Origin of the sequence: Streptomyces fulvorobeus, assembly GCF_013167895.1 — a bacterium.
Taxonomy (GTDB): domain Bacteria; phylum Actinomycetota; class Actinomycetes; order Streptomycetales; family Streptomycetaceae; genus Streptomyces; species Streptomyces fulvorobeus.
In genome coordinates, this window is the sequence record NZ_BLWC01000001.1 from 6,038,372 (window position 1) to 6,062,419 (window position 24,048).

The following is a 24,048-nucleotide window of genomic DNA, read 5'->3' on the forward strand; positions in this document are numbered from 1 at the left end:
CCGCTTGGGAGGCCACTTCTGCTCACGTGGAGTAATCCGCCTTACCCATCAGGAACCGCGCGTCCCAGTGATTGCTCAGTACGATCACTCACGGTGAGAAGCCTCCTCCCCGCGGGCAGGCCGCCAGGAGCCGTGAGTGGCAGGATGCTTTTCATGGACGTTCGGAAGAGAAACCGGGTGTCGGTGACGGGCCGGGAACACGGTCCGGTGGTGATGCTCGCGCACGGCTTCGGGTGCGACCAGAACGTGTGGCGTCTTGTCGCACCCGAGCTGGAGAAGTTTTTCCGGGTGGTCCGCTTCGATCACGTGGGGGCGGGTCGTTCCGATGTGTCCGCCTGGAGCGCCGAGCGGTACTCCGCCCTGGACGGCTACGCGCAGGACGTGATCGAGATCTGCGAGGAGCTCGCCCTCGGACCCGTGACCTTCGTCGGGCACTCGGTCAGTTCCATGATCGGCGTTCTCGCCGCCGCGCAGCAGCCCGAGCTCTTCGACAAACTGGTCCTCGTCACTCCGTCGCCGTCCTACATCGATGACGGCGACTACCGGGGCGGATTCAGTGAACAGGACATCGGGGAACTGCTCGATTCGCTGGACAGCAACTACCTGGGCTGGTCCGCGACCATGGCGCCGGTGATCATGGGAACCCCGGATCGTCCCGAGCTGACCGAAGAGCTGACCAACAGCTTCTGCCGGACGGATCCGGCGATCGCCCGGGTGTTCGCGAGAGCGACCTTCCTGTCCGACAACCGGTCCGACCTCGCCAGGGTGACCATTCCGACGCTCATCACCGAGAGTGCGCGCGACCCGCTCGCCCCGCGGGAGGTCGGAGCCTTCGTCCACACGCGGATCACCGGCAGCGAGCTGGTCACCCTTGACTCCACGGGGCACTGCCCGCAGCTGAGCGCCCCCGAGGAGACGGCCGAGGCGATCATCGCGTTCGTGCGGGAGGCGTGATGGCGGACCAGGACGGCGATGAGAGGCACGGGTCCTGGGCCGCGGGGGACCGTACCCGGGAACAGGAGCCGCTCTCCGTCCTGCTTGAGGACAGTGCGGAGGATCTCTACGAGAACGCGCCGTGCGGCTACCTCTCCACTCTGCTGGACGGGCAGATCGCCAAGGTCAACGGAACCCTGCTGCGATGGCTGGGATACAGGCGTGAGGATCTCGTCGGCCGCAGACACTTCTCCGACCTGCTGACCATCGGTGGCAGGCTCTACCACGAGACGCACTTCTCACCTCTGCTGCGGATGCAGGGCGAAGTCAGCGGCATCGCCCTGGAGCTCAAGGCCGCGGACGGCACCCGGCTGCCCGTCCTCGTCACCTCCACGGTCAAGCAGGACAGCGCCGGCAACCCCCTGCTGATCCGCACCACCCTCCTGGACGCCCGGGACAGGCGCGCGTACGAGCGGGAACTCCTGCGCGCCCGGCAGGAGGCCGACCACGAACGTGCCCGCCTGCAGCGCCTCACCACGACGCTGCAGCGCACTCTGCTCCCGCCGGCTCTCGTACCGGTTCCGGGCCTGGACGTCGCCGCACACTTCCACTTCGCCTCCTCCGACGAGGTGGGCGGGGACTTCTACGACCTGTTCCCGCTGGCCGCCGGACGCTGGGGTTCTTCATGGGAGACGTACGGGGAAAGGGGGCGGACGCGGCCGTGGTGACCTCACTGGCGCGGTACACCCTGCGGGCCGCAGCGGTCTCCGATCCCGTACCGGCCACGGTGCTGGCCAACCTCAACACCGCGCTCAACCACGAGTTCCCGGACGGCGAGCCGCGCTTCTGCACCGTCATCTTCGGCTTGCTCACACCCGAGAGGGGCGACGTGGGGTTTCATGTCGTCCTGGCGGGTGGCGGTCACCCCCCTGCCGTGCTGCTGCGGGCCGACGGCAGCGCCGACCATCTGCCCACGCCCGGCGGTCAGCTGGTCGGCGTCGTAGCGGACGCGCAGTTCACCACGACCACCGTGAACCTGAGACCCGGCGACACCCTGCTGCTCTACACGGACGGGCTCACCGAGGCACGTACCCCTTACGGAGGGGAACGTTACGGGGAAGAAGCGCTCCTGGCCTTCGCGCGTGCCCTCGCTCCCACCTCGGCTCACGGTGCCGTCGAGGCTCTCACCACGCTCCTGGACTCCTTCGGCGGGGAACTCGACGACGACACCGCGCTCCTGGCGATGGGAGTGCCCCGACTGGACGCCGGGCAGTGACGGGAAGCGGCACATCTCGTCCGGGGTACGGGCCGGGCGGCCGGTGTCCGCCCGGCCCGTGCGTTCACCTCACCGGCCGGCCTGCAGAGCCGCCCAGGTCGCCGAGCCGGCGATGCCGTCCACCGTCAACGACCGGCTGCCCTGGAAGTCCCTGACCGCCTGCGCGGTACCGGAGCCGAAGCTGCCGTCGACCCCTACGGCCCTGCCCAGCGCGGCTGTCAGCGACCGCTGGAGCCGCTTGACGTCAGCGCCCGATGATCCCTCGCGCAGCACGGGCTTGGTTCCGGCCGAGAGCAGTGCGGTCCAGGACTGACGGCCGATGACCCCGTCGGACGGCAGACCGCGCGCACTCTGGAACGCCTTCACCGCGGTCACGGTGTTCGCACCGAAGACGCCGTCCGCGCTGCCGGCCGCGAACCCCTGCGCGTTGAGCAGTGTCTGCGCCGCCGTGGTCTGAGGGCCGGTGGAGCCGCTGCGGAGGGTGTCGTATGCCGGAAAGTCGAGGTTGACCGTCCCGCCTGTGCTGCCGCCGACGAGCTGCATGTAGTAGGCCCAGTTCCAGTTCGGCCCCGGGTCGGTGTGGTCGTTGTTGGGGACCTCGGAGTGCCCGACGATGTGCGCCCGGTCCTTGGGAATGCCGTACCTGTCGGCCAGATGACGGGTGAGGGCGGCGGACGAACGGTACATGGCGTCGGTGAACCAGGCAGGGTTGTCGACGTACCCCTCGTGCTCGATGCCGACGCTGTAGGCGTTGCCCGAACGTGCGTGGTAGCCGGTGTCCTTGTCCCGGACGGTCTGGGTGACCTGCCCGTCGGACGAACGGATCACGTAGTGTGCGCTGACGTTCGAGCTCGGGTCCTGGAACCAGCTGATGGACCCGGCGTACGACCCCTGGGTGACGTGGATGACGACGGCGGAGATCGCCGCGGTCCTGCCCACGGTGTAGTTCCCGCTGTTCGCGGGCACCCACAGCGCGGGCGGGTAGTCGGTGCTCAGGGTGCCCGCGGCGGCCGAGCCCCCTCGTCCAGGGCGGGCACATCCGAGTAGCGGCCCCGCTCGGGCCGTACGGCCTGCGGGCGGACGGTCACGGTCTCGCCCGGGGCCGCGCTGGCGCGGACGCCGTTCGCGAGGAAGCCGTAGACGGAGTCCGCGTAGAGCCGGGCCGTGCTGTCGTCCGCGCTGCCGCTGTACTGGGCCACCGCCTGGTACCAGGCGCCGGCGTCGTCGCGGTCCTCCGCGTCCAGTCCCAGTCGGTCGGCGTACGAGCGCAGGACGGCGGCGGCGCCGCGGATGTTGGCTGCGGTGTCGTGCCGCAGCACGGCCGGTGCGATGCCGGTCAGCGCCGCGGCCCGCTCCAGGGTGTGCGCGCGGGGGTTGCTGACCAGGTGCATCACGCCGTACCCGTTCGCGTGGCTGGGCTTGCCGCCGTGGGGGTCGAGCCGGCTCTCGCCGTACCCGATCGCCACGAGCAGATCGCGGGGGACGTCGAACTCGGCGCCGGCCCGGGCGAAGGAATGGCCGACGGTGTCGTGTGCGGCGGGCGCCGCGTCGGCGGAAGGCCCGCCCGTACCGGTGAACAGGACGGCGACGGCCGTACTGAGCACCAGCGAGGTGGTGTGTCTCCATGATCGCGAGCGTCGGTACATCGGTGGTGTCCCCTCGTCGGCGGTCGAATCGAACGGTGCCGGCCGGCGATCCGGTCAGGACTGCCGCACGACGTTCCGGTGAGTGATGGCCAGTCACTTCAACCGGTATCCCATGCTCATGTCAATGTGTGCGCGGACTACCGCGAGATGAGGGCGTCGGCTTCCTGAGACGCGGTCATTGGTGGCACCAATGACATCTTCCCTTCCCTCTTGACCCTTGCGGTGTATTGGTCATCCACTGGGTGCGCCCTGCTCGGACCGCCCGCCGTGTGTGTCGATCGAAGGAGTGTCGGATGAGCGTCCGTGGACGTGGTGCCCTGTACCGGTCGATGCTGGCAGCGGTTGCCGTGGGCGGGTTGCTTCTGGGCCTGCCACCGGGCGCGGCGGCCGGCCCGGGGTCCGCCCAGGACGGCCGGGACGGCACGAGCAAGGACCGCTGGGTCGAGAGCCGCCTGGGCGCCATGACACTGGAGCAGAAGGTCGGCCAGCTCTTCGTCACCTACGCGTACGGCGAGACCGCCGACGACAGCGACGCCGACGACGTGGCCCGCAACCGTACGTGGCTGGGGGTGGACAACGGCCGCCAGGCGGTGGAGAAGTACCACCTCGGCGGGGTCATCTACTTCGCCTGGACCGACAGCTTCCAGAGCCCGGGTCAGGTCGCCGGCCTGTCCGACGGGCTCCAGCGGGCAGCACTGGGCAGCGGTGCCCAGGTGCCGCTGCTGATCTCCACCGACCAGGAGCACGGCCGCGTCGTCCGGTTCGGCCCGCCCGCCACCCAGTTCCCCGGAGCCATGGCGCTCGGGGCCTCCGGCAGGTCGCGGGACGCCTACCAGGCGGGGCGGATCAGCGGTACGGAGCTGCGCGCCGTCGGCATCAACCAGGACTACGCCCCCGTCGCGGACGTGAACGTCAATCCGCTGAACCCCGTCATCGGCGTACGGTCCTTCAGCGGCGACCCGCAGCTCGCCGCCGACCTGACGGCAGCCCAGGTACGGGGCTACCAGAAGGCCGGTACCGTCGCCACCGCCAAACACTTCCCCGGGCACGGCGACACCGACGTCGACAGTCACACCGACCTGCCGGTGATCACCCACACCGTCGCGGAGTGGGAGCGGCTGGACGCGCCGCCGTTCCGCGCGGCCATCGACGCGGGCGTCGGCTCGATCATGACCGCACACCTCCAGTTCCCCTCGCTCGATCCGTCCGGCACCCCCGCCACCCTGTCGAAGCCGATCATGACGACCCTGCTGCGCGAGGAGATGGGCTACGACGGCGTGGTCGTCACCGACTCGCTGGCGATGGCCGGGGTCCGCAAGACGTACCCCGACGCCGAGGTGCCCGTCCGCGCCCTCCAGGCGGGCGTCGACATGCTCCTCATGCCCCCCAACCTCGACCTGGCCTACCGCTCGGTGCTCGCCGCGGTCGCCTCCGGGGAGCTGACGGAGGACCGCATCGACACATCCGTGCGCCGGATTCTCACCCTCAAGCAGCAGCAGGGCATCGTCGACGCCCCGTACACCGACCGGGCCGCGGTCGACGGCGTGGTCGGCAACGCCCGTCACCTCGAAGAAGCGCGGGAGATCACCGACCGCACCACGACCCTGGTCAAGAACGACGGCGGCCTCCTGCCACTGACCGCGAGCGGCAACCGGGTCCTGGTCACCGGTTCGACCACGGCCGTCACGCGGAGCCTCGCCGGCGCGGTCACCGCGCAGGGCGCGACCGGGACCGCCCTCGCGACGGCCGCCAACCCGACGACGGCGGACATCGCCGCAGCCGTCACCGCCGCCGCCGGCCAGGACACCGTGGTGGTGCTCACCAGCTCGGCCCGCACCAACCCCGGCCAGGCCGCCCTCGTCCGGGCCCTGACGGCCACCGGCAAGCCGGTCGTCACGCTCTCGACCGGCGTCCCCTACGACATCGCCTCCTACCCGCAGGCAGGCGTCCACCTGGCCGCGTACTCCAACAACGCGGTCGCGCTGGAGTCCGCCGCCCGCGTCCTCTTCGGTGAGGTCGCCCCCCGTGGCCGCCTCCCGGTGAGCATCCCGCGCGGGGACGACCCGGGGACCCCGCTGTTCCCGTTCGGCCACGGCCTGACGTACAGGAACTGACAACTGACACACGAGCGCCGCGCCGTCCGGGACCCCGCCCGGGCCGGCGCCCGCTACCCAGCGACGCGAATCGGGCCGCCAGGCTCCCTGTACCGGCCTCGGCACCAGGCGGCGTTGCGCAAGCGGACCGGGCGGTAGCCCTGATCTGTGCGGTTACCCGTCCTTCAGGCGGCGGCCGACTTCCTCCGACACACGGCGGTGCAGTTCCGCGAGTTCTTCGGCGCTGTAGTCGGAGAGGTCACCTGGGGTCTGCGAGGGCTTCGGGTTCTCGTCCTTCTGTTCCGTCTGCTTCCGGCGGGCGAGTTCCCGCTCCTCCGGAGACCCGGGTGCGGTGTGAGCGCACCGGATGAGTGCTCCGTCAGCAGCTCTGAGGCAGGTCGCCTCACGGCCTGCCACCTGGCCTCTGCCTTCCACCCGGTAGCGGATGTTCTGTCTGCTGCCGATGGTGGCCGTCCAGGTGCTTCCCCCGGTGGGGACCACCTCGAACACCCTGTCGTCGTTGTAGCAGCAGACGTCCCGGTACTCGGCCTTGATCAGCGCGACGATCGCCTCCGGAGAGGGCCAGGTCGGCTTCAGCCGGTGGACCGTCATCGGGGCGAGCCCGCCGCCCCGATGACGGGCCGGCACCATGGATACGGCTACGACCGAGCTGGCCTCTCCCTGCGGGGTGAGGGGAGTGACGTAGGCCCCCCGTCCGCTGCCGTCGCGGTACTGCAACGCGAACTCCGACTCGTTGCCCTCGTTCGCCCCGTCTTCGGAGGCGTCCCAACCGCTGCGCTCGAACCACCAGTCGGCGAAACCGCCGACCGCGGCCGTCGCCTCCCGCTGCCGGGCAGCGATGCTCATCGGGTAGGACGGGCCCGCTACCGCGCTGGTGTCGGCGGAGATCGTGACCTTCCCCGTCCGCCCGTTGTAGAGCGCGAGCCCGGCGGGCCTCTCGGTCACGACCAAGGTTCCGGTCTGGCGCTTGAGGGGCACGACCACGACGGGGGTCCTGCCCGAGCAGGTCACGTAGACGTCCTCGGCGTCGAACCGTACGCCGCGCTTCTCGGCGGAGATCTTCCGGCCGAGGTTGTGGGTGAACCAACCACCCACTCGCGCGTCGGCCGCGTCCACGTCGAACTGGCAGCGCTGCTGGCTTCGGCCGTTGCCGCCGAGCGGGATGTCCTGCACCAGGCCGACCTCGTACCCGGCCAGCCACCCACGCCGCTCGACCAGCGTGGCGAACCTGTCGGAGTCGGGCAGATACGTGATGTCGAAGATCTCACCCGTGACATCACCCAGGTGCGGAGCGGCCTGCGCCGCCCCGACCAGGTAGGGGGCTCGGGCGGCCACTTCGGGCACCGGCTCGGTCACGATCCTGGCGCCCTCCATGTACGCGCGGTCCTGGAGGTAAGCGCTGTACACCCACCAGCAGACCATCACGCCCGCTGCCACCACAGCACCCAGGCAACCGAGAGCCGCCGCCGCGGTGTCCGCCCCACGCCTGCCGCGCCCCACCCGGCTCGCGACCAGCGATGGCAGGGCTGCGCACGCCGCGACCGCCAACGGCACCAGCACATACGAAAGGATCTTCCGCAGCTCCCACCACACGATGGTGGTGAAGTACGAGGCATACCAGAGCGCAAGACCCGCGAGAAGAACGGGTATGGCTGTCCGCAGTGCCCGAACCATTGGTCCCCCCGACGCCGGCGCATCCAAGTCTGCCTGCCGGAACGGGACTTGTCATCCAGTTGGCTCTGTAGGGGAGCCGGGAGATCTCCCGGCTCCCCTAAGCGGGCCGGCTCAGCCGCCGGCGTCGGCGTTGAGGAGGTCGAGGACGCTGTGCTGGCAGCCGTAGTCGGTCGTGCCGGCGCCGCCGCTCCAGTGCGGGCCGTACTGGTCGAGCGCGTTGCGGTCGCGGTCGTAGGCGCTGTTCGCCCAGCGCTTGATCGTCGCGGCGTAGGGGTGGTCCGGCAGCTGGTGGTTGAGGCGGCCGAGGCCCCGGACGTAAGCACCCTTGAAGGAAGGTCCGTCCCCCGTGCAGGCGTCCCCTTCGCCCGGTTCGCGCAGCACGCCGTCGACCTGGAGCCTGACGGTGGAGGCGTCGGCCAGCGAGCGTGCCGTCGTCAGCAGGCCGGTGTCGCCGGTCGCACGGTGCAACTCGGTAAGCGCGGCCAGGACGACGCCCTGGTTGTACGTCCAGGTCGGCTGACGGTTGTTGGCGCAGGAGTCGTCCAGACCGTCGTTGATCATCCGGTCCGCGTTGATCATGCCGCTGTCCCGGAGCCAGTTCCAGCCGCGCTGCGCCCGGGCCAGATACGTGGTGTCACCGGGGGTACGGTTGTGCAGGGCCGCGTTGAGCTGGATGAAGAGCTCGTTGGTGATGGCGTTCTTGTAGTTTCCGTTCGTGCTCCACCGGACTCCGCCGCCGCAGGTGCTGTTCCAGTTGGCGTTCATGTGGTCCGCGTCGGCCCGTGCGGTGTCGAGGTAGCGGCGGTCGCCGGTGAGGTCGTACGCGTTGATCCAGAGCAGCCCCCACCAGCCGGTGTCGTCGAGGTACTCGTTGCGGAACTGCCCCCCTTGCGCGTTGATGTTCCTGGCGTAGGTGTCGGCGAAGGAGTAGGCGTAACTCCCCATACCGCTGATCCGCATGTTGTCGGTGATCGCGGTGAGCGCGTTGGCGCTGGTCCACCAGCCGTGGCCGCCGAAGAGCTTGGTCCCGCGGTCGTAGGACATCATCAGGGCGGTGGCGGCCGCGGTGCTCCTGGTGCCGGCGTTCCAGGTGGTCCGGGCCCACGACGTACAGGCGATACCGCCGCCGGCCGGCTGGCCGCAGGTCCGTAGTGCCCCGACTCCCTGGGTGCTCCAGTCGTCGACGTTGTACATCTGGGTGCGCCAGCCGCGCCCTCCGGAAGGTACGGAGGTGTCGCCGAGACGGCTGCCCGAAGCCCAGGTCCGGCCCCCGTCCATGGAACGGTCCAGCCATACCCGGTCGCCCGTCCCGCCGTTGTCGATGGAAGCCCATCCCATCCCGTCGGCGTCGTCGAAGTGCAGCGCGATGGTGCGGGACGAGATCCCGGCGGTGACCGGCACGCGGTCCTGCGGGCTCAGTGACGGATCGCGGACGTCGCAGTACTTGTTGCAGACGACCGGCGGCGCCGCCGAGGCGGTGGTCGTCGGCCCGCCGACGACCAGGCCGGCTGACAACGTCGCCAACGTCATGAGGAGTGCGACGGGGAAGCCGGCCGCGGACCGCGACCGCGCCCATGACGAGAACGCGCCATGGGACCTGTGACCTTCACTCTCTCCTTCGAACCGCATGCTGAGCCTCGGTTTCCGTGGACGCCGGGGGGGCGTGGGGGATGTGGGGGTATGGAGGCCGGGTCTCCCGGCTCGTGATGTCTCGGCTGGGCGCGGCACCGGAGGCCGGTGTCACCCCTTCTGAGTACGCTCGTCCCGGGCCTTTGTACAGTCAATGGACAAAGTTCGTTCTCTCGTGCGTACGCTCTTCCCGCAAGCGGGTGAAGCTGCTGAGTACCTCGCCAACGGCTCTTGCGGCAGAGGGAGTTGCCGCGGTCCGGCGCCACGGGCGTGCCCGCTCGAAAGATGCCACCAGGTCAGCTGGGTGTGACCCTCACTCCAGCCGCCGTCCCACCGGTCGCCGGGAGCGGGGCATGAGACGGGCGGGAGTGGAAAGCCGCCGGATATGACACGTACACCGAATCAACAGCACGGAGACGACCGTGCGGTCTTCGCGGGCCGCTCCCAAGGCGCGGGTCCCGACGAGCAGGTCGAGGAGCGGGCTCCGGATCAGCTCTCGAAGATGCCCAAAGGGTCCTGGACGGCGGTGCTGCGCGGCACACTGAAGGAGTTCAAGGACGACGAGCTCACCGACCGGGCCGCGGCGCTCACGTACTACGGAGTGCTCGCTCTCTTCCCGGCCCTGCTGGTGCTCGTGTCGCTGCTCGGCATCGCGGGGGAGTCGGCGACCCAGCAAATCCTGGACAACCTGAAGAAGCTCACTCCCGGCTCGGCCCGCGACGTCATCAGCGACGCGGTGCAGCAGCTCCAGGGCAACGCCGGCATCGGCTCGTTCCTGGCGATCGTCGGCCTGGCCGTCGCGATCTGGTCGGCCTCCGGTTACGTCGCGGCGTTCATCCGCACCTCCAACGCCGTCTACGACATGCCCGAGGGGCGCCCGGTGTGGAAGGTCCTTCCGCTACGGGTGGCGCTGACCGTCACGCTGATGATCCTCGCCGTGGTCAGCGCGTTGATCGTGGTCTTCACCGGCGGCCTGGCCCGGCAGATGGGCACGGCCCTGGGAATCGGTGACGGAGCGCTGACGGTGTGGTCGATCGCCAAGTGGCCGGTCCTGGTCCTGATCGTGACGATCATGATCGCGCTCCTGTACTGGGCAGCGCCGAACGCCAAGGGGCGTGGGTTCAAGTGGATCACCCCCGGCAGCCTCCTGGCCCTGGTGGTCTGGGTGATCGCCTCCGCCGGCTTCGCGTTCTACGTGGCGAACTTCGGGTCCTACAACAAGACGTACGGAACGCTCGCGGGCGTCATCATCTTCCTGGTGTGGCTGTGGATCACCAACCTGGCCATCCTGCTCGGCCTGGAGTTCGACGCCGAGATGGCCCGCCAGCGTGCCATCGCCGGCGGCCACCCCGAGGACGAGGAGCCCTACGTCCAGCCCCGGGACACCCGTAAGTGGAGTGATGAGGACCGCCGCCGCCTGGACTGAGCGATGCGTGGAACAGCTGCGGCGGGGAAGCGGGGAGCCATGGGAATGCTGACCACAGTGCGCAATGGTGATCATCGGCTGACCCGGCGGATGGCCGCCTGGGAATCCGACTGGGCCCGCCGGCTCCTGCCTCCGGTGGAGGAAGCTGCCGAGCATACGAAGCTGTGGTGGGCGGTCGCGCTGGCCATGGCCGCCGGAGGCGGATGGAGGGGCCGCGAAGCAGCGGCTGCCGGGATCGCGAGCATGGCGGTGGCGGAGCTGCTGGCCAACGGGGTCGCCAAGAAGCTGGTGGGACGGAGCCGGCCGCCCAAGGAGTGGATACCGCACGACGACGTGGAGGACCGGCCCGACAGCTCCTCCTTCCCCTCCGGGCACACCGCCGCCGCCGTGGCGTTCACCGCGGCCGTAGCGCCCTCCTGGCCGGCGGTCGGTGCCGCCTGTGCGGTCCCGACGGTGCTGGTGGCCCTGGAGCGCGTCCACAGCGGCGCGCACTACCCCTCCGACGTCGTGGCGGGTGCCGCCATCGGCCTCGCCACGGCCGCCCTGGTGCGGGCAACGCCCCGACCGCTGATCCTCCGCTGGGGACGAGCACGGTTCGCAAGTGGGTGAGTGGCCGCACGCGGGGTAGACGCGCCGTGACAGGAGCGTGCACAACCCAGCCAGTCGGCATCCCGCGCCGGAGCAGGCAGGCCACGGCGCCAGGACCGACATGACCCAGATCCAGGAGGCAGTACACCGATGAGCACCCCCTCCCAGGGCCGCGAAGAAGCCGCGCCCACCCCCGAGGAGCTGCGGGAACAGGCCGAGCACACCCGCGACAGGCTCGGACAGACCGTGGAGGCGCTGGCGGCCAAGGCCGACGTCAAGGCGCAGGCGAAGGAGAAGGCCGCCGAGATCAAGGAGCAGGCCGGGGAGAAGGCCGCCCTCGTCACCGACCAGCTGCGCGAGAAGGCGGCGCACGCCGCTGAGCTGGTCAAGGAGAAGACTCCTGATCCGGTGTTGGACAAGGCGGCCCAGGCCGTGGCTCAGGTACGCGACAGCGCTGCCCGGGCCGGGCAGCTCGCTGCGGAGAAGACCCCGGAACCCGTCCGGGAGAGGGCCGAGTCGGCCGCGACCATCGCACGGGCCAACCGCACCCCCTTGCTCGCTGCGGCCGCCGCGTTCGTCGTCATCCTGCTCCTGCGTCGCGGCCGGAGGCGCCGGTGAAGGTATCCAAGATCGCCTACAAGCCGGTCGGCCTCGTGCTGGGTGTCACGGGCGGCATGATCGCCGGCGCGGCGTTCAAGCAGGCGTGGAAGATGATCGCCCACGAGGACGATGCGCCCGACGCCACCGACGAGCACCGCACCTGGCAGGAAGTCCTGATCGCCGCAGCCCTGCAAGGTGCGATCTTCGCGGTCGTCAAGGCGGCCGTCGACCGGTCTGGAGCCGCCACCACCCGGCGCCTGACCGGCACCTGGCCCGGCTGAACAGAGCAACGCGGCGCCGTCCCGTGCCCCGAGGGCCGGCGCCGCCACACCCCGAACCCCGAAAACGATGGAGGAAGTCGTGCCCGCCAACCCCGGCCTGCACGCCCTCGCAGCCGCCGCTCTCACCACCGCTGTGCTGCTCGCCCGCTGGTGGGCCACTCGCGCGGCTCGCGAGACGCGCGGTGCCGGGGCTGCCGCGTCACCCCGGCGACGCGCGGCGCCCGCACCGGCCGGGGAGAATTCCGTCCCCGATTGCGTGGCTCAGATGCATACGTCGCTCCTGGACCCGGCTCTGCGGGAAGCCGATGCTCACCTTGAGCAGTACTGGCACAAGCTCACCGCCCTGTATCCCCACCACGACGGCCCTCGTCAGCACAGGTAGTCCGGGTACAGGGGTCGGGCCTGGCGGCACACGGACGTTGGTCGAGCGTCGCGGGGTCCCATCCTGACCTCCACGATGTACTGATCGGTGAGGTCGAAGGCCATGAGCGGTTCGATGCCCACGTCGAGCCGCCCCCCTCGAGCGACGACAGCCCCACGTCCCGCACCGCTAGAGGTGAGACAGGGCGAACGCCGACAAGAAGCCGACCACGGTGACCAGCCCCGTCAACAGGTGCACCTTGCTGTAAGCCTCGGGGATCATCGTGTCGGCGATCATCGCCAGGATCGCTCCGCCCGCCACAGCGGTGATCGTCGCAAGGACCGCCTCGGGCGCTCCGCCCAGCAGGGCGTATCCGGCCAGCGCGGCCAGCCCGCTGATCGCGGCGATGCCTCCCCACAGGGTGAACACATACCTGCGGCTGCGACCGGCGCTGCGCATCCCGGCGGCGCTCGCGAGTCCTTCGGGGAGGTTGCTGATGAACACCGCCCCCACCGTCGCCACCCCCAGCTGCCCGCCCCCAGCAGGCTGGTGCCGATGACCACGGACTCCGGGACCCCGTCCAGCAGTGCCCCAGGGCGATGGCGTTGCCCGACCCAGGAGCCTCGGCCTCGGACGGCTGCTGCTCCCCGGAGCGCTTCCGGTGCTGGGCACCGCGCCGCGCCAACAGGGCGTTGGCGCCCGAGTAGACGGCAGCGCCCCCGACCGCCCCGGCCACCACCGGCCATATCCCGGAGCGCTCGTACGCCTCAGCGATCAGCTCGAACGACACCGCCGCCATCAGCACGCCGCTGCCGAACGCCATGACCAGGGCGATCAGCCGTGGCGGCACCCGCACCAGCGAGCCGACAGCGGCTCCCACGAGCAGAGCCGCACCCGCGAACAGGCCCCACCCGCCCGCGACCAACGCTCCCACCACAATCGCCCCTTTCGCACCACTGACAGATGTACCCCCGCCTACCCGCCAAGCCAGAGAGTAACGAGGGTTTCGCTGCTGCGGACGACGCCGTTGCTCCTGCCCTGTGAGGCGAGCCGGCCGGTGGCGGCTCCCGTGCTACGGCCTTGCTGCGCTCGGGTGGCCGGGAACGCTGTTCCCGGCCACCCGAGGTCCACGGCCACCCGCCGGCCAGGAGGAGTCGGCGAGGTTCACCCGGTGACGGTCACGAACGGTGTGTCACTGGTAGACCCGCACGTAGTCCACCAGCATCTTCGCCGGGAACGGGGTCGAGGCATCGGTCGGCCCCGGCCAGTCGCCGCCCACGGCGAGGTTGAGGATCAGGTAGAAGGGATGGTCGAAGACCCACGGACCGCGGGTCTGCTCGATCTGGGCCTTGTCGAGCGTGAGGACGGTCCGGCCGTCGAGGCTGTAGACGATGCCCTTGCTGTCCCAGTGGGCGGCCCACACGTGGAAGTCGTCCGAGTAGTCGGCGTCCCCCGGGAGCTTGTAGGGAGCTCCGATCCCCCACCGCCGTTGTACGCCGGAGCGTGGACGGTCGAGTACGACGTCTTCACGTCCTTGCCGAGAACCTCCAAGATGTCGACCTCGCCGTTGTACGGCCACGGCCGGCCGTCGAGGAAGTCGGCGCCCATCATCCAGAAGGCGGGCCACAGTCCGTTGCCCTTGGGCACCTTGACCCGCGCCTCGATCTTTCCGTACGTGAACTCGAACTTGTTGCCCGTGTTCATCCGGGCCGAGGTGTACTGGCAGGTGCCGCTGCCGGTGAGCGGGTCGGTCGGGCAGGAGGTGCCGGGGGTGGCCTGCTTACGCGCCTCCATGACGAGGTGGCCGGCTCCGTCCATGCTCGCGTTGTCGTGGTTGGTGTAGTACTCCAGCTCGTTGTTGGGGCCGGTGCCGGGGTCCGCGGTCCACTTGGCGGGGTCCGGCTTGGTGCCCGCGGGGGTGTTGAACTCGTCCTGCCAGACGATCCGGGGCGGGTTCGCCGGGTCGGGCGGCAGCGGAGGCGGAGTGTTCGGGGCCCCGCCTGTGCCGTACACCTGGAACTCCCACAGCGAGTAGCCGTAGGGGGTGGCCCGCTGGGTGCCGTACATGCGGACGTACCGGCCGGTGCCGGACACGGTCAGGGTCTGCTTGAACCCGGTGCCCGCCGTGGTCGAGTAGACCGGGGTCCAGTTCGTGTGGTCATTCGAGACCTGGATCTGGAACGCCTTGGCGTAGGCCGGGTCCCACTGGAGCACCACCTTGCTGATCTGCGCGGTCGCGCCCAGGTCGACGGAGATCCAGCCGGGGTCGGTCCATCCGGTCGTCGAGCTGGTCGCCCAGCGGGAAGCCGGGTCGCGGTCGAAGGCGCGGGCCGGGGTGCACTCCCAGCAGTTGCCGTCGGTCTGCGAGCTGGAGGCAGCGCCGGCCCTCCCGTACGACAGGAGCTTCTCGCCGGGGACGGGGTCCGGGTCGCTGCCTGTGTCCTTGGTGCCGAACACCTGGAACTCCCACAGCGAGTAGCCGTACTGGGTGGCCCGTTGCGTGGCGTACACGCGGACGTACCGGCCGGTTCCCGAGACGGTGAGCCGCTGATTTCCACCGGTGCCGGCGGTGGTCTCGTGGACCGTGGACCACGTACGGGCGTCGGCGGACACCTGGACCTGGAAAACCTTGGCGTAGGCGGCCTCCCAGCTCAGAGCGGCCTCGCTGATCCTGGCGGAGGCGCCCAGGTCGACCTGGATCCACTGGGGGTCGGCGAAGCCGCTGGACCAACGAGTGCCGGGATCACCGTCCACGGCATTGGCACCGGCGAAGGGGTTCTCGGTGGAGGAGACCGTCACCGGCCTGCCTTGCGAGAGCAGTGTGTCGGCGGCGTGGGCGGGCGGAGGGCCGGGCAGACCGGCGAACGACAGCAGGATGACCGCGAGGGCTATGAACAGACCCAGGCGGCGTGACAGCGGATTCACGGCGGCTCCTAGAATCGGATGGGTGGGCGGGAGAGTGCCAGGGAGCGCTCCCTGGAGGGGGAGCCTGCTGGTGCCGGGGAGAGGTGTCAAGGGTTTGGGTTCGCTTCGACATGTAGTCCCGCATTAGCTGACTGACCATCAAGAAGACTGTTACCAGGTCTCTTTCCCGATTCTTCGTACCTCAGGGAATCGATCCAAGGCGCTGCCGTGCGGGGCGCCCGCGTGCGTCCTGACGTGTGGCCGCACCTCTCGTCCTCTCGCTCAGGGAACGCTCCCCGAACTTGACCTGCGTCGGAACCGCGTCGGCCTCCAGGACGGACCCGGGCCCCAGAGGCGGGCCGGCCTCCTCCGGGCCGGGGGTCGCGGTCACACGGGCATCTCGTAGGGTCGAGGCGGGACGGTGCGCCACGCGGTCCCGTCCGGACAGAGCTCCGGCGAGACCCGGCGCGGGGGCAGTGCGGGTGGAGCAGACGGGGGCAGAGGATGGAACCGGGGGCGGCGAAGCGCGCTGAGATGAAGCGGCCCACACTGGACGTGGTCGCGGCGCGCGCCGGGGTGTCCAAGTCGAGTGTGTCGCGGGTCGTCAACGGTGCCCACACCGTCGCACCGGAGATCCGGGACCTGGTGATGCGCGCCGTACGCGAACTGGGGTATGTCCCCAACGCGGCGGCCCGCAACCTGGTGACTCGCAGGACGGACGCGGTCGCGATGGTGGTATCCGACCCGCCGCAGGGAGTGCTCTCCGACGACCCGCTGTTCTCCACCGTGGTGCGAGCCGCGAGCCGCGAGCTGGAGGCGGCCGGCAAGCAGGTGGTGCTGATGCTCGCGGAGTCGGACCGCAGCCGGGCCCGCGTCGAGAGTTATGTGGCCGCCGGCCACGTGGACGGCGTGCTGCTCATCTCCCTGCACGGCGCCGACCCGCTGCCCGCCGTGCTGGCCAGGACATCGCTGCCGGTGGTCTCGTTCGGTCGTACCGCGGCCCCGACCGTGCCCTACGTGGACCTGGACAACGCCGGCGGCGCGAGACTCGCGGTGCGCCATCTTCTGGACCGAGGGCGACAGCGCATCGCCACCGTCACCGGACCGCTGGATCTCAGCGACGCCCGTGAACGGCTCGCGGGCTACCGCGAGGCCCTGGGTCACACCGGCCGACGCCCGCTGGTGGCACTGGGCGCCTTCACCCGGATGTCCGGTGCCGAGGCCATGCGTCAGCTGTTGGCCGACGAGCCGACCCTGGACGCGGTGTTCGCGGCCAACGACCTGATGGCGATCGGCGCACTGCGGACACTGAGGGAGTCCGGGCGGCGCGTACCGGACGACGTGGCGGTGGTCGGCTTCGACGACATCGAGGCCGCTGCCTACAGCGCCCCGGCGCTGACCACGGTGTGCAGTCCGATGGCGGACCAGGCCCTGACCGCCGTCCGCCTCCTGCTCGGCCTGCTGGCAGGGCGGACCGGGGAGTCGGTGATCATGCCGAACGAGCTGGTGGTGCGGGAATCCACCTGAGCTCCTGCGAGCCCCGGCAGGCCGTGGGCCGGAGCTGACAGATACTCAACGGCCTCACAAAGCCTGGACACCGAGGCCGCTGACGGGATAGAAGAAAGGCTGCCTGCCGTCGTACACGGAGCAGCGTGGCGTAACGGCGCGAGACCCCCGGCCAGCTCTGGAGAGGTACGCCTGATGTCCTTCGAGCCCGTGTACATATCCCGTCGCAGTGCTCTGCGGGCCGGCGCCGGCGCGGCCGCCGTAGCCGGTCTCGGGGCCGGCCACCTGGCTGGCGCGAGCGGCGTCGCGGCCGCCGCTCCGGCGGACCTTTCGGACACCGCGTACATCATGAGCTGCGACGAGTGGGGTGCCCGCCCGCCCGCCGGGGAGCTGTCGACCCGTACGGCCTCCACCCGGCGGATCGTGGTGCACCACATGGCGTTCCCGAACACCATGGACTTCTCGATGGAGGCGGCCATCGCCTGCGCCGAGCGTGTCCAGTACATCCACATGGACAAGAACGGCTGGTCGGACACCGGCAACCACTTCAGCATCAGCCGCGGCGGCTATGTGCTGGAAGGCCGCCACGGCAGCCTGGACGCGCTGGAGGACGGCGGCTACCAGGTCGTCAGCGCGCACGCCGTCGGCCAGAACACCCAGTCGATCGGCATCGAGAACGAAGGCACCTACATCGACGAGCTGCCCACCGGGAAGCTGTGGTGGTCGCTGGTCCAGCTCTCCAGCACCATCTGCGCCCAGTACGGCTTCGGCGCCCAGAACATCACCGGCCACTGGGACTGGAACAACACCCAGTGCCCCGGAGCGAAGTTCTACTCCACCTTCCCGCTGCTGCGCCTGCACGTCGCCAAGCGCCTCGGCCAGGACCCGAGCTCCATCCCGGCCCGCACCTGGCCCGACACGTTCACCTCCTGCGCGGGGGCCACGGTCCGGACGCTGCAGCACCTGCTGAACACCCAGGGCTTCAACCTCGTCGCGGACGGGGCGTTCGGCGCGGCCACGCTGGCAGCGGTGCGCGCCTTCCAGACGGCGCACGGTTTCCCCAGCGCCCCGGACGGCACGATGTCCGGGCCGGCCTGGGAGGCACTGGCCCCGGAGATCGGCATGGGTGCCACCGGGGCCGCAGTACTCGGTGTCCAGTCGATCCTGGCGACCAAGCTGTACGCCGTGAAGACGACCGGCACCTTCGACCGGGCGACCTGGGTCGCGGTTGCCAAGCTGCAGGCGCTCCACGGGCTCCGGGTCACCGGGCGGGTGGACCTGAGCACCTGGTGTGCCGCGCTCGGCGGTGTGGTGGAGGAGAACTTCCGCGGGCTCAAGGGCCAGGCGGGGCTGGAAAGCGAGCTCGTCATGCCGGAGGCCGCCTCCCTCCCTCCGGTGATCCTCCCGGCGGACGGGGTCGTGGCCGGCGACGCACCCGCCACGCAGTTCGAGGAGGTCCCGGTCGACCAGGAGGTGCAGGAAGGGGTGTAGTGCGGCGGGGGTGACGGCCGCCGGTAAAAATCGGCGCGGCCCTGTCGTAGCGGGCCGTGCCATCGCCTCAGACGGTCGAAGCACCGCCCGCTCCGCCCGAGGCGACAGAGGACGGCTGAAATCCCGCTCTCCGTCCGGCAATTCAGGACGACGTGACGCATGTCCGTGGTCCACCACGGGAGAGCATCCGCCGACGCGCCCTGGTCAACGGCTCGGTGGCCGGGCACCATGGAGACCGCTCGACGGACACGGTCTCAGGAGGATGTCGTGCACTTGGCTCCCGGAAGTTTGTCACCGGTAAGGACGCTGTTCGCGGTCTTCGCTGCCCTTGCGCTCGGCGCCTCGGCCTCCACCGCCGCGGCCACACCTATCCCGCAGGTCGCTCACGCCCCGGTGCCTCATCCCGCCGGGAAGTACTGCGCAGCCGACCTCAGTGATCAGAAGACGACCTGCTTCCGAACGGAAGAGGATCTCGCCTCCTACGGCTCCACCCTGGCGTCGGTTCCCCTTGTCTCGGTCTACAACTGGATCAACTACGGGCAGGGCGGCGGCTACACCATCTACTACGGCGATCGTGGCTGTACCGCCACCACCAGCGACGTCGACTACAACATCCCGGGTCTCACCCATCCGTACACTTCCAGCAACCCCAGCGGGATCCTGGAGAACAACACCTACAGCTCGGTGAGCACCTACACCGCCCAGACCTGCGACATCAAGCTCTTCGACGGCGCCAACTACACCGGCGCCTCCTCGGAGTGGATCGATCGGTGCACTCACCTGGGCGGTTCAGGAACGGGAGACTGCCCATCCGTCAACTGGTACGACCGCGCCGGCTCCTACCAACTGAGCTGATTCGTGCGGGACCCGGTACCTCAGCTGATATCCCCCCATGCGAGGGCTTCGGAGCGCCGGGGGTACGAAGCAGGCGGTGACCGTCTTGCCCGACGCCTGGGGATGCGTGGCCCAGCCGTCGGCGAGCGCGTCGACGATGGCCAGGCCGCGTCCACCGGTCGTCGTGAGGTCTTCGGGCTGCTGAGTGGGGGGCATGGGTGCGGAGTCGTGCACGCTCACATGCAGGCAGCGGCTGTCCCAGGTGATGACCAGCTGGGCGTCACTGCGCGCGTGCACGTGCGCGTTGGTGATCAGTTCGGAGACACTGAGCAGAATCGCGTCCACGCTTTCGGGAGCGTTCCTCGTCCATTCCATAGACGCCAGGTGGTCCCGTGTCCAGCGGCGACCGGCCCGTACCCCACGCGATATGGGAAACGACTGCGCCCATCCCACCGCATACAGCGACGTGTCCTTCGTCATCGGCCCTCCTCACTTGGGTTTCCCCCTCCTCCTACCCTCGCATTCGAGGCTCACCACAACGGCCCCGGCGCGCAGTGAGAGCAAGGCTCCACCCCGGTGACGCTGTCCGTCAGTCCGTGCCGATGATGATGACCTCGTCCTCGACCGCCCAGCGGCGCTGCTCTGTTTTGGGCGGATTGATCCGCACACCGTAGCGGGGACTCTTCAGTACGTCGTGATGGCTTCGGTAACCGATGGCGCATTCGCCCCGATGCCGTGCGGCCGCCACCACGGTGGCGAAGGGCGTCTCACTGTCCGGCAGCACGTAGTCGGTGGCCGGCCGCAGGCGGACCCCTGTGCCGTCGGCGGAGAACAGTTCCTCGAACACCGCTGCCAAGCGCTGGTTCTGGGAGATCTGTGCCAGGAGCAGGCCGATGAGCTTGCCGCTGATGATGACGTCGGCTCCGGGGCTGATGGGAGCCAGCACCCGGTTCCGGTCGTCGATCAGTTCGGTGACGACCGGCAGTTCGCGCCCGGTGGCTTCCTCCAGCTGCCGCAGAAGCAGGAGGGTGACGAGCGTGCGGTTGTCGGGGTCGTCCGGCGACTGTCCGGGAACGGGGTCCCGGCCGAGCACGATCACGCTGTCGTAGGAGTGCACGTCCAGACGTCGCAGGGTCTCGGGCCGGGTGACGTCCCCGTGGTGCAGTGTCAGGCTGAGGTCGGTACCGCTGTCGGCATCGGCCTCGTTCACCTGCCGGACTGTCGCCTCTCCATGATCCGCTACCACGTCGACCGCTGATCCGGGTCGGGCCCGGCGGCGCAACTGGTCGATCATCAGGGGCGCTCTGCGATTCCAGCCCAGCAGGAGAACCCGATCGGCTTGCGCGGGCGCCGAAGGGCCGGATGCCACTACCGCCTCCTCGACCAGGTCCGCGCAGTCCTCCAGCACGGCTGTGTCGTCGTCACGGGTGATGACGACGAGCAGGTCGTCCGGAGCGATGCGCGTCTCCGGTGAGGGGTTGAGCAGGGGGACGTCTCCCCGCATCATCCCGACGACGCTCGACGTCGGGTAGGACAGCAGCGCGTCGCCGAACGGACGGCCGACCAGCGTCGCCTCGGCGACCAGGTAGAACTCGTCGCCGGCGAAGTCGAGGAGCTCCTGGTGGACGAGGGCGAGGCCGGGACGGCGGGCGGCCTGGACGATCAGCCGGGCGGTGATGGTGTCGCTCTCCAGGACGACGCCGCCCGATCCGGCGGCGAGGCAGGCGGCCAGGTGGTACCGGTCGTCCCGGACCACCGCGACGACGGGTGGACGGGTCGGCGCTCCGGCCAGAGCCGCCCGGAGGGCCAGCAGGGTCTTGACCACCTCGGCGTCGGAGTCGGGCTCGTCGTGGGGCAGGACCAGCACGACACCGGCCGTGGCCGGGCTGGTGAGGGCGAGCACGGCCGGGTCGGTGGTGGGGCCGCTGCGGCAGATCAGCCGCGTACGGCCGGTGAAGCCCAGCTTTGTGCTCAGGGCCTCCTCCATCAGGGTCTTGTCGCGGTCGGCCAGTACCGCCACCGCCGTGCGCTGCTGGTTGGCGTTGGCGGCCACCAGCTCGCTCACCACCGTGAAGACCTGCTCCGACCACCCCAGGACCACGGCGTGCCCGTGTTCCAGAACGGTGGTACGGCCGCGTCGCAACGCGGTGAGCCGCTCGGTGAGCGCCGTCGTGATCAGGCCGACGAGCGTCGAGACGTACAGCAGGGTGACCAGCGCGAGCAGCAGCGACATCATCACCTGGAGCGGCGTACCCGTGGCGCCGCCCAGCCGCAGTGTCTCCCCGGTGAGGTGCCATACCTGAGCCAGTCGGTGTGTCGGGGACGCCGGCACGTCGGGGTCGGTCCACACCAGCACCGCACTGGCCGGGACGACGACGGCCAGGCACAGCAGTGCCATCCAGCCGACGAGCGCGGGGGCACCGCGGGCCAGCGTGCTGTCGAACCAGTAGCGGACTCTGTCACCCACCGGAGTACGTCGCTGAGCCATCCTTCCCCCATCACCACACACCTTCCGCGAGGCCGCGTCGGCACCGCGTAGGCGGCGTGCCACGCAGGTCCGCCGGAGAGCACGGATGCGGATACGTAGGCCGCAGTCTTCAGGACCGATCGCCGCGGCAGACGCAGTCCGCTCAGCGTTCATTCCTTCGAGTTCACCGGGCCGTTCACATCAGCAGATCTGTCGCGATGTCTACACATGTCGCTCCTTCGCTCCTTCGGGTCAATTACGGGGCAGAGGGCGAACGCTCAGTCACGGAACCGATACAAAGGCTGACATGACTGAAGATCACGCCGTGGAGCGTGCACAAGGCGGTTTCTCGCGGAGGAGCTTCGCGGCGGCGGTCGGCACGGCCACGGTGGCCACGGCCCTGACAAGCGGTGTCACCGCGGCTGCGCCCGCACAGGCCGCCCCGCGCGACAGCACTGGCATCGACTTCGACCGGTGCCTCGCCGTCGCCCGCGCACTCCTCGTACTGGACTCCGACGACCGCCCCCTCGTCCCGCGTTACCAGACTGTGCTGAAGAAGGGACTCCCGGCTCAGCGAAGGGCACGGCCCAAGAACGTCATGGTGATCGGCGCCGGCCCGGCCGGGCTGGTGGCCGCCTGGCTGCTGAAGAAGGCAGGGCACCGTGTGACGGTGCTGGAGGCCAACGGCAACCGCGCGGGCGGACGCGTCAAAACCTTCCGGGCCGGTGGCCACGAAGGCGCCGAGCAGCCGTTCGCCGATCCCGGCCAGTACGCGGAAGCCGGCGCGATGCGCATTCCGGGCAGCCATCCCCTGGTGATGGAACTGATCGACCAGTTCCGCCTCGGCAAACGGCGTTTTCACTACGTCGACGTCGACAGCGAAGGGCTTCCCGCCAATCGCACCTGGATCCACGTCAACGGTATCCGCGTGCGACGCGCCGAGTACGCCCGCGCCCCCCGGCGCGTGAACCAGTCGTTCGGTGTCCCCGGGCACACTGGGACACCCCTGCCGGCACCATTCTGCGTTCCGTGCTGGACCCGGTGCGCGACGAGTTCAGTTACGTCGACCGCAACGGCAAGCGCGTCGACAAACCGCTCCCGGAGCGGCTGCAGGGCTGGGCCCGCGTGGTGCAGCGTTTCGGTGACTGGTCGATGTTCCGCTTCCTCACCGAACACGCCGGCTTCGACGAACGGACCATCGACCTGATCGGCACCCTGGAGAACCTCACCTCACGCCTCCCTCTCTCCTTCATCCACAGCTTCATCGGCTCCTCCCTCATCAGCCCCGACACCCCCTTCTACGAACTGGAGGGCGGCACGGCCGTGCTGCCGGACGCCCTGCTGGAACATGTACGCGAGGACGTACGGTTCGACCGCAGGGTCACGCGCATCCAGTACCACCACCCCGACCGTTCCTCGCCGGACGTCGAGCACGTCCGGAGCAAGGGCCCGCACGTCTGGGTGGACACCGTGTCGGAGGGCCGCGGCGGACCCGTCGTACGCGAGCAGTTCACCGCGGACGTCGCCGTGGTCACGGTGCCGTTCTCCGGGCTGCGCCACGTACAGATCACCCCGCCCATGTCGTACGGCAAGCGACGGGCGGTCTCCGAACTGCATTACGACAGCGCCACCAAGGTGCTGCTGGAGTTCAGCCGCCGCTGGTGGGAGTTTGACGAGGCCGACTGGAAACGCGCGTTGCACGCCGTCGACCCGGGTCTCTACGACGCCTACCGCACCGGCCGCGCCGCCGCGGACGGCAGCCTGCTCGGGGCTCACCCCTCCGTGCCCGCCGGACACATCTCAGCGGATCAGCGCACCCACTACGCGGCCAACCGTGCGATCGTGCGCGATCAGCCGGAGGCGGTCGACGTCGTGGGAGGCGGCTCCATGTCGGACAACGCCAATCGGTTCATGTTCCATCCCTCCCATCGGGTTCCGGGCAGCGAGGGGGCGTGGTCCTGGCCTCCTACAGCTGGGCGGACGACGCGCTCCGCTGGGACTCACTGGAGGACGAGGCGCGGTACCCGTACGCTCTGTGCGGCCTCCAGCAGGTCTACGGGCAGCGCGTCGAGGTCTTCTACACCGGCGTGGGCCGCACGCAGAGCTGGCTCCGCGACCCCTACGCCTACGGGGAGGCGTCCGTCCTCCTGCCCGGGCAGCACACGGAGTTGCTGACCGCCATTCCCGCGGCCGAGGGGCCGTTGCATTTCGCCGGCGACCACACGTCCGTCAAGCCGGCGTGGATCGAGGGAGCCGTGGAGTCCGCCGTGCGTACCGCATTGGAGATCCACACCGCGTGAGCCGTGCGGTCCGCTCGA

13 protein-coding genes and 5 pseudogenes are annotated in these 24,048 nt (G+C 69.8%); 11 read left to right on the forward strand and 7 right to left on the reverse strand.

Features of this window, described 5'->3' with window-relative positions; translation table 11 throughout:
* Positions 1-153: 153 nt before the first annotated feature.
* Together Sfulv_RS27385 and Sfulv_RS27390 are read left to right on the forward strand one after the other, a co-directional pair.
* The gene (locus Sfulv_RS27385; RefSeq protein ID WP_173317120.1) at positions 154-954 is read left to right on the forward strand and encodes an alpha/beta fold hydrolase; all 801 of its coding nucleotides are present in this window, start codon (positions 154-156) and stop codon (positions 952-954) included.
* Positions 954-2,209 (forward strand): annotated as a pseudogene (locus Sfulv_RS27390) (SpoIIE family protein phosphatase). The gene Sfulv_RS27385 and the pseudogene Sfulv_RS27390 overlap by 1 nt, the downstream one beginning before the upstream one ends.
* 69 nt (positions 2,210-2,278) lie before the next feature.
* Here the strand turns inward: Sfulv_RS27390 and Sfulv_RS27395 are convergent.
* Positions 2,279-3,855: pseudogene (locus Sfulv_RS27395) on the reverse strand (peptidoglycan-binding protein).
* 293 nt (positions 3,856-4,148) lie between these two features.
* Between Sfulv_RS27395 and Sfulv_RS27400 the strand changes: the two are divergent.
* Positions 4,149-5,969: a glycoside hydrolase family 3 protein gene (locus Sfulv_RS27400; RefSeq protein WP_218578068.1), complete on the forward strand. Its 1,821-nt coding sequence runs from the start codon at positions 4,149-4,151 to the stop codon at positions 5,967-5,969.
* Positions 5,970-6,122: 153 nt separating this feature from the next.
* On the opposite strand, the gene Sfulv_RS27405 is transcribed toward Sfulv_RS27400, so the two are convergent.
* Both Sfulv_RS27405 and Sfulv_RS27410 read right to left on the reverse strand, forming a co-directional pair.
* Entirely contained in the window at positions 6,123-7,643 is a 1,521-nt protein-coding gene (locus Sfulv_RS27405; protein WP_173317121.1) for a hypothetical protein, read from the reverse strand.
* A 111-nt stretch (positions 7,644-7,754) separates the two neighbouring features.
* On the reverse strand, positions 7,755-9,173 hold the full coding sequence (locus Sfulv_RS27410; RefSeq protein ID WP_246353253.1) for a glycoside hydrolase family 76 protein: 1,419 nt from the start codon (positions 9,171-9,173) through the stop codon (positions 7,755-7,757).
* 484 nt (positions 9,174-9,657) lie between these two features.
* Here Sfulv_RS27410 and Sfulv_RS27415 point away from each other — a divergent pair, with 484 nt between their 5' ends.
* The 4 genes from Sfulv_RS27415 (at position 9,658) to Sfulv_RS27430 (ending at position 12,167) form a co-directional block, all read left to right on the forward strand.
* On the forward strand, positions 9,658-10,698 hold the full coding sequence (locus Sfulv_RS27415; protein ID WP_173317123.1) for a YihY/virulence factor BrkB family protein: 1,041 nt from the start codon (positions 9,658-9,660) through the stop codon (positions 10,696-10,698).
* Between the two features lie 45 nt (positions 10,699-10,743).
* Complete coding sequence (locus tag Sfulv_RS27420) at positions 10,744-11,307, forward strand: phosphatase PAP2 family protein (protein WP_305961391.1); 564 nt, start codon at positions 10,744-10,746, stop codon at positions 11,305-11,307.
* Between the two features lie 129 nt (positions 11,308-11,436).
* On the forward strand, positions 11,437-11,904 hold the full coding sequence (locus Sfulv_RS27425) for a DUF3618 domain-containing protein (protein WP_173317124.1): 468 nt from the start codon (positions 11,437-11,439) through the stop codon (positions 11,902-11,904).
* Positions 11,901-12,167, forward strand: coding sequence for a DUF4235 domain-containing protein (locus Sfulv_RS27430; RefSeq protein WP_173317125.1), 267 nt, complete (start codon positions 11,901-11,903; stop codon positions 12,165-12,167). The genes Sfulv_RS27425 and Sfulv_RS27430 overlap by 4 nt, the downstream gene beginning before the upstream one ends.
* Before the next feature lie 550 nt (positions 12,168-12,717).
* On the opposite strand, the pseudogene Sfulv_RS27435 reads toward Sfulv_RS27430, so the two are convergent.
* Positions 12,718-13,465: pseudogene (locus tag Sfulv_RS27435) on the reverse strand (ZIP family metal transporter).
* A gap of 255 nt (positions 13,466-13,720) precedes the next feature.
* Positions 13,721-15,453: pseudogene (locus tag Sfulv_RS27440) on the reverse strand (discoidin domain-containing protein).
* Positions 15,454-15,966: 513 nt separating this feature from the next.
* Here Sfulv_RS27440 and Sfulv_RS27445 point away from each other — a divergent pair.
* The 3 genes from Sfulv_RS27445 (at position 15,967) to Sfulv_RS27455 (ending at position 19,284) form a co-directional block, all read left to right on the forward strand.
* Positions 15,967-16,959: a LacI family DNA-binding transcriptional regulator gene (locus Sfulv_RS27445; protein ID WP_173317126.1), complete on the forward strand. Its 993-nt coding sequence runs from the start codon at positions 15,967-15,969 to the stop codon at positions 16,957-16,959.
* A 174-nt stretch (positions 16,960-17,133) separates the two neighbouring features.
* Complete coding sequence (locus Sfulv_RS27450) at positions 17,134-18,429, forward strand: peptidoglycan recognition protein family protein (RefSeq protein WP_173317127.1); 1,296 nt, start codon at positions 17,134-17,136, stop codon at positions 18,427-18,429.
* Between the two features lie 267 nt (positions 18,430-18,696).
* Positions 18,697-19,284, forward strand: coding sequence for a hypothetical protein (locus Sfulv_RS27455; protein WP_173317128.1), 588 nt, complete (start codon positions 18,697-18,699; stop codon positions 19,282-19,284).
* Here Sfulv_RS27455 and Sfulv_RS27460 read toward each other — a convergent pair.
* Together Sfulv_RS27460 and Sfulv_RS27465 are read right to left on the reverse strand one after the other, a co-directional pair.
* Positions 19,219-19,743: an ATP-binding protein gene (locus tag Sfulv_RS27460; RefSeq protein WP_173317129.1), complete on the reverse strand. Its 525-nt coding sequence runs from the start codon at positions 19,741-19,743 to the stop codon at positions 19,219-19,221. The genes Sfulv_RS27455 and Sfulv_RS27460 overlap by 66 nt on opposite strands.
* 109 nt (positions 19,744-19,852) lie before the next feature.
* Positions 19,853-21,751, reverse strand: a complete 1,899-nt coding sequence (locus tag Sfulv_RS27465) for a CASTOR/POLLUX-related putative ion channel (protein ID WP_173317130.1) — start codon at positions 21,749-21,751, stop codon at positions 19,853-19,855.
* A gap of 286 nt (positions 21,752-22,037) precedes the next feature.
* Here Sfulv_RS27465 and lgoX point away from each other — a divergent pair.
* Positions 22,038-24,030: pseudogene (lgoX, locus tag Sfulv_RS27470) on the forward strand (L-glutamate oxidase LgoX).
* Positions 24,031-24,048: the final 18 nt, after the last annotated feature.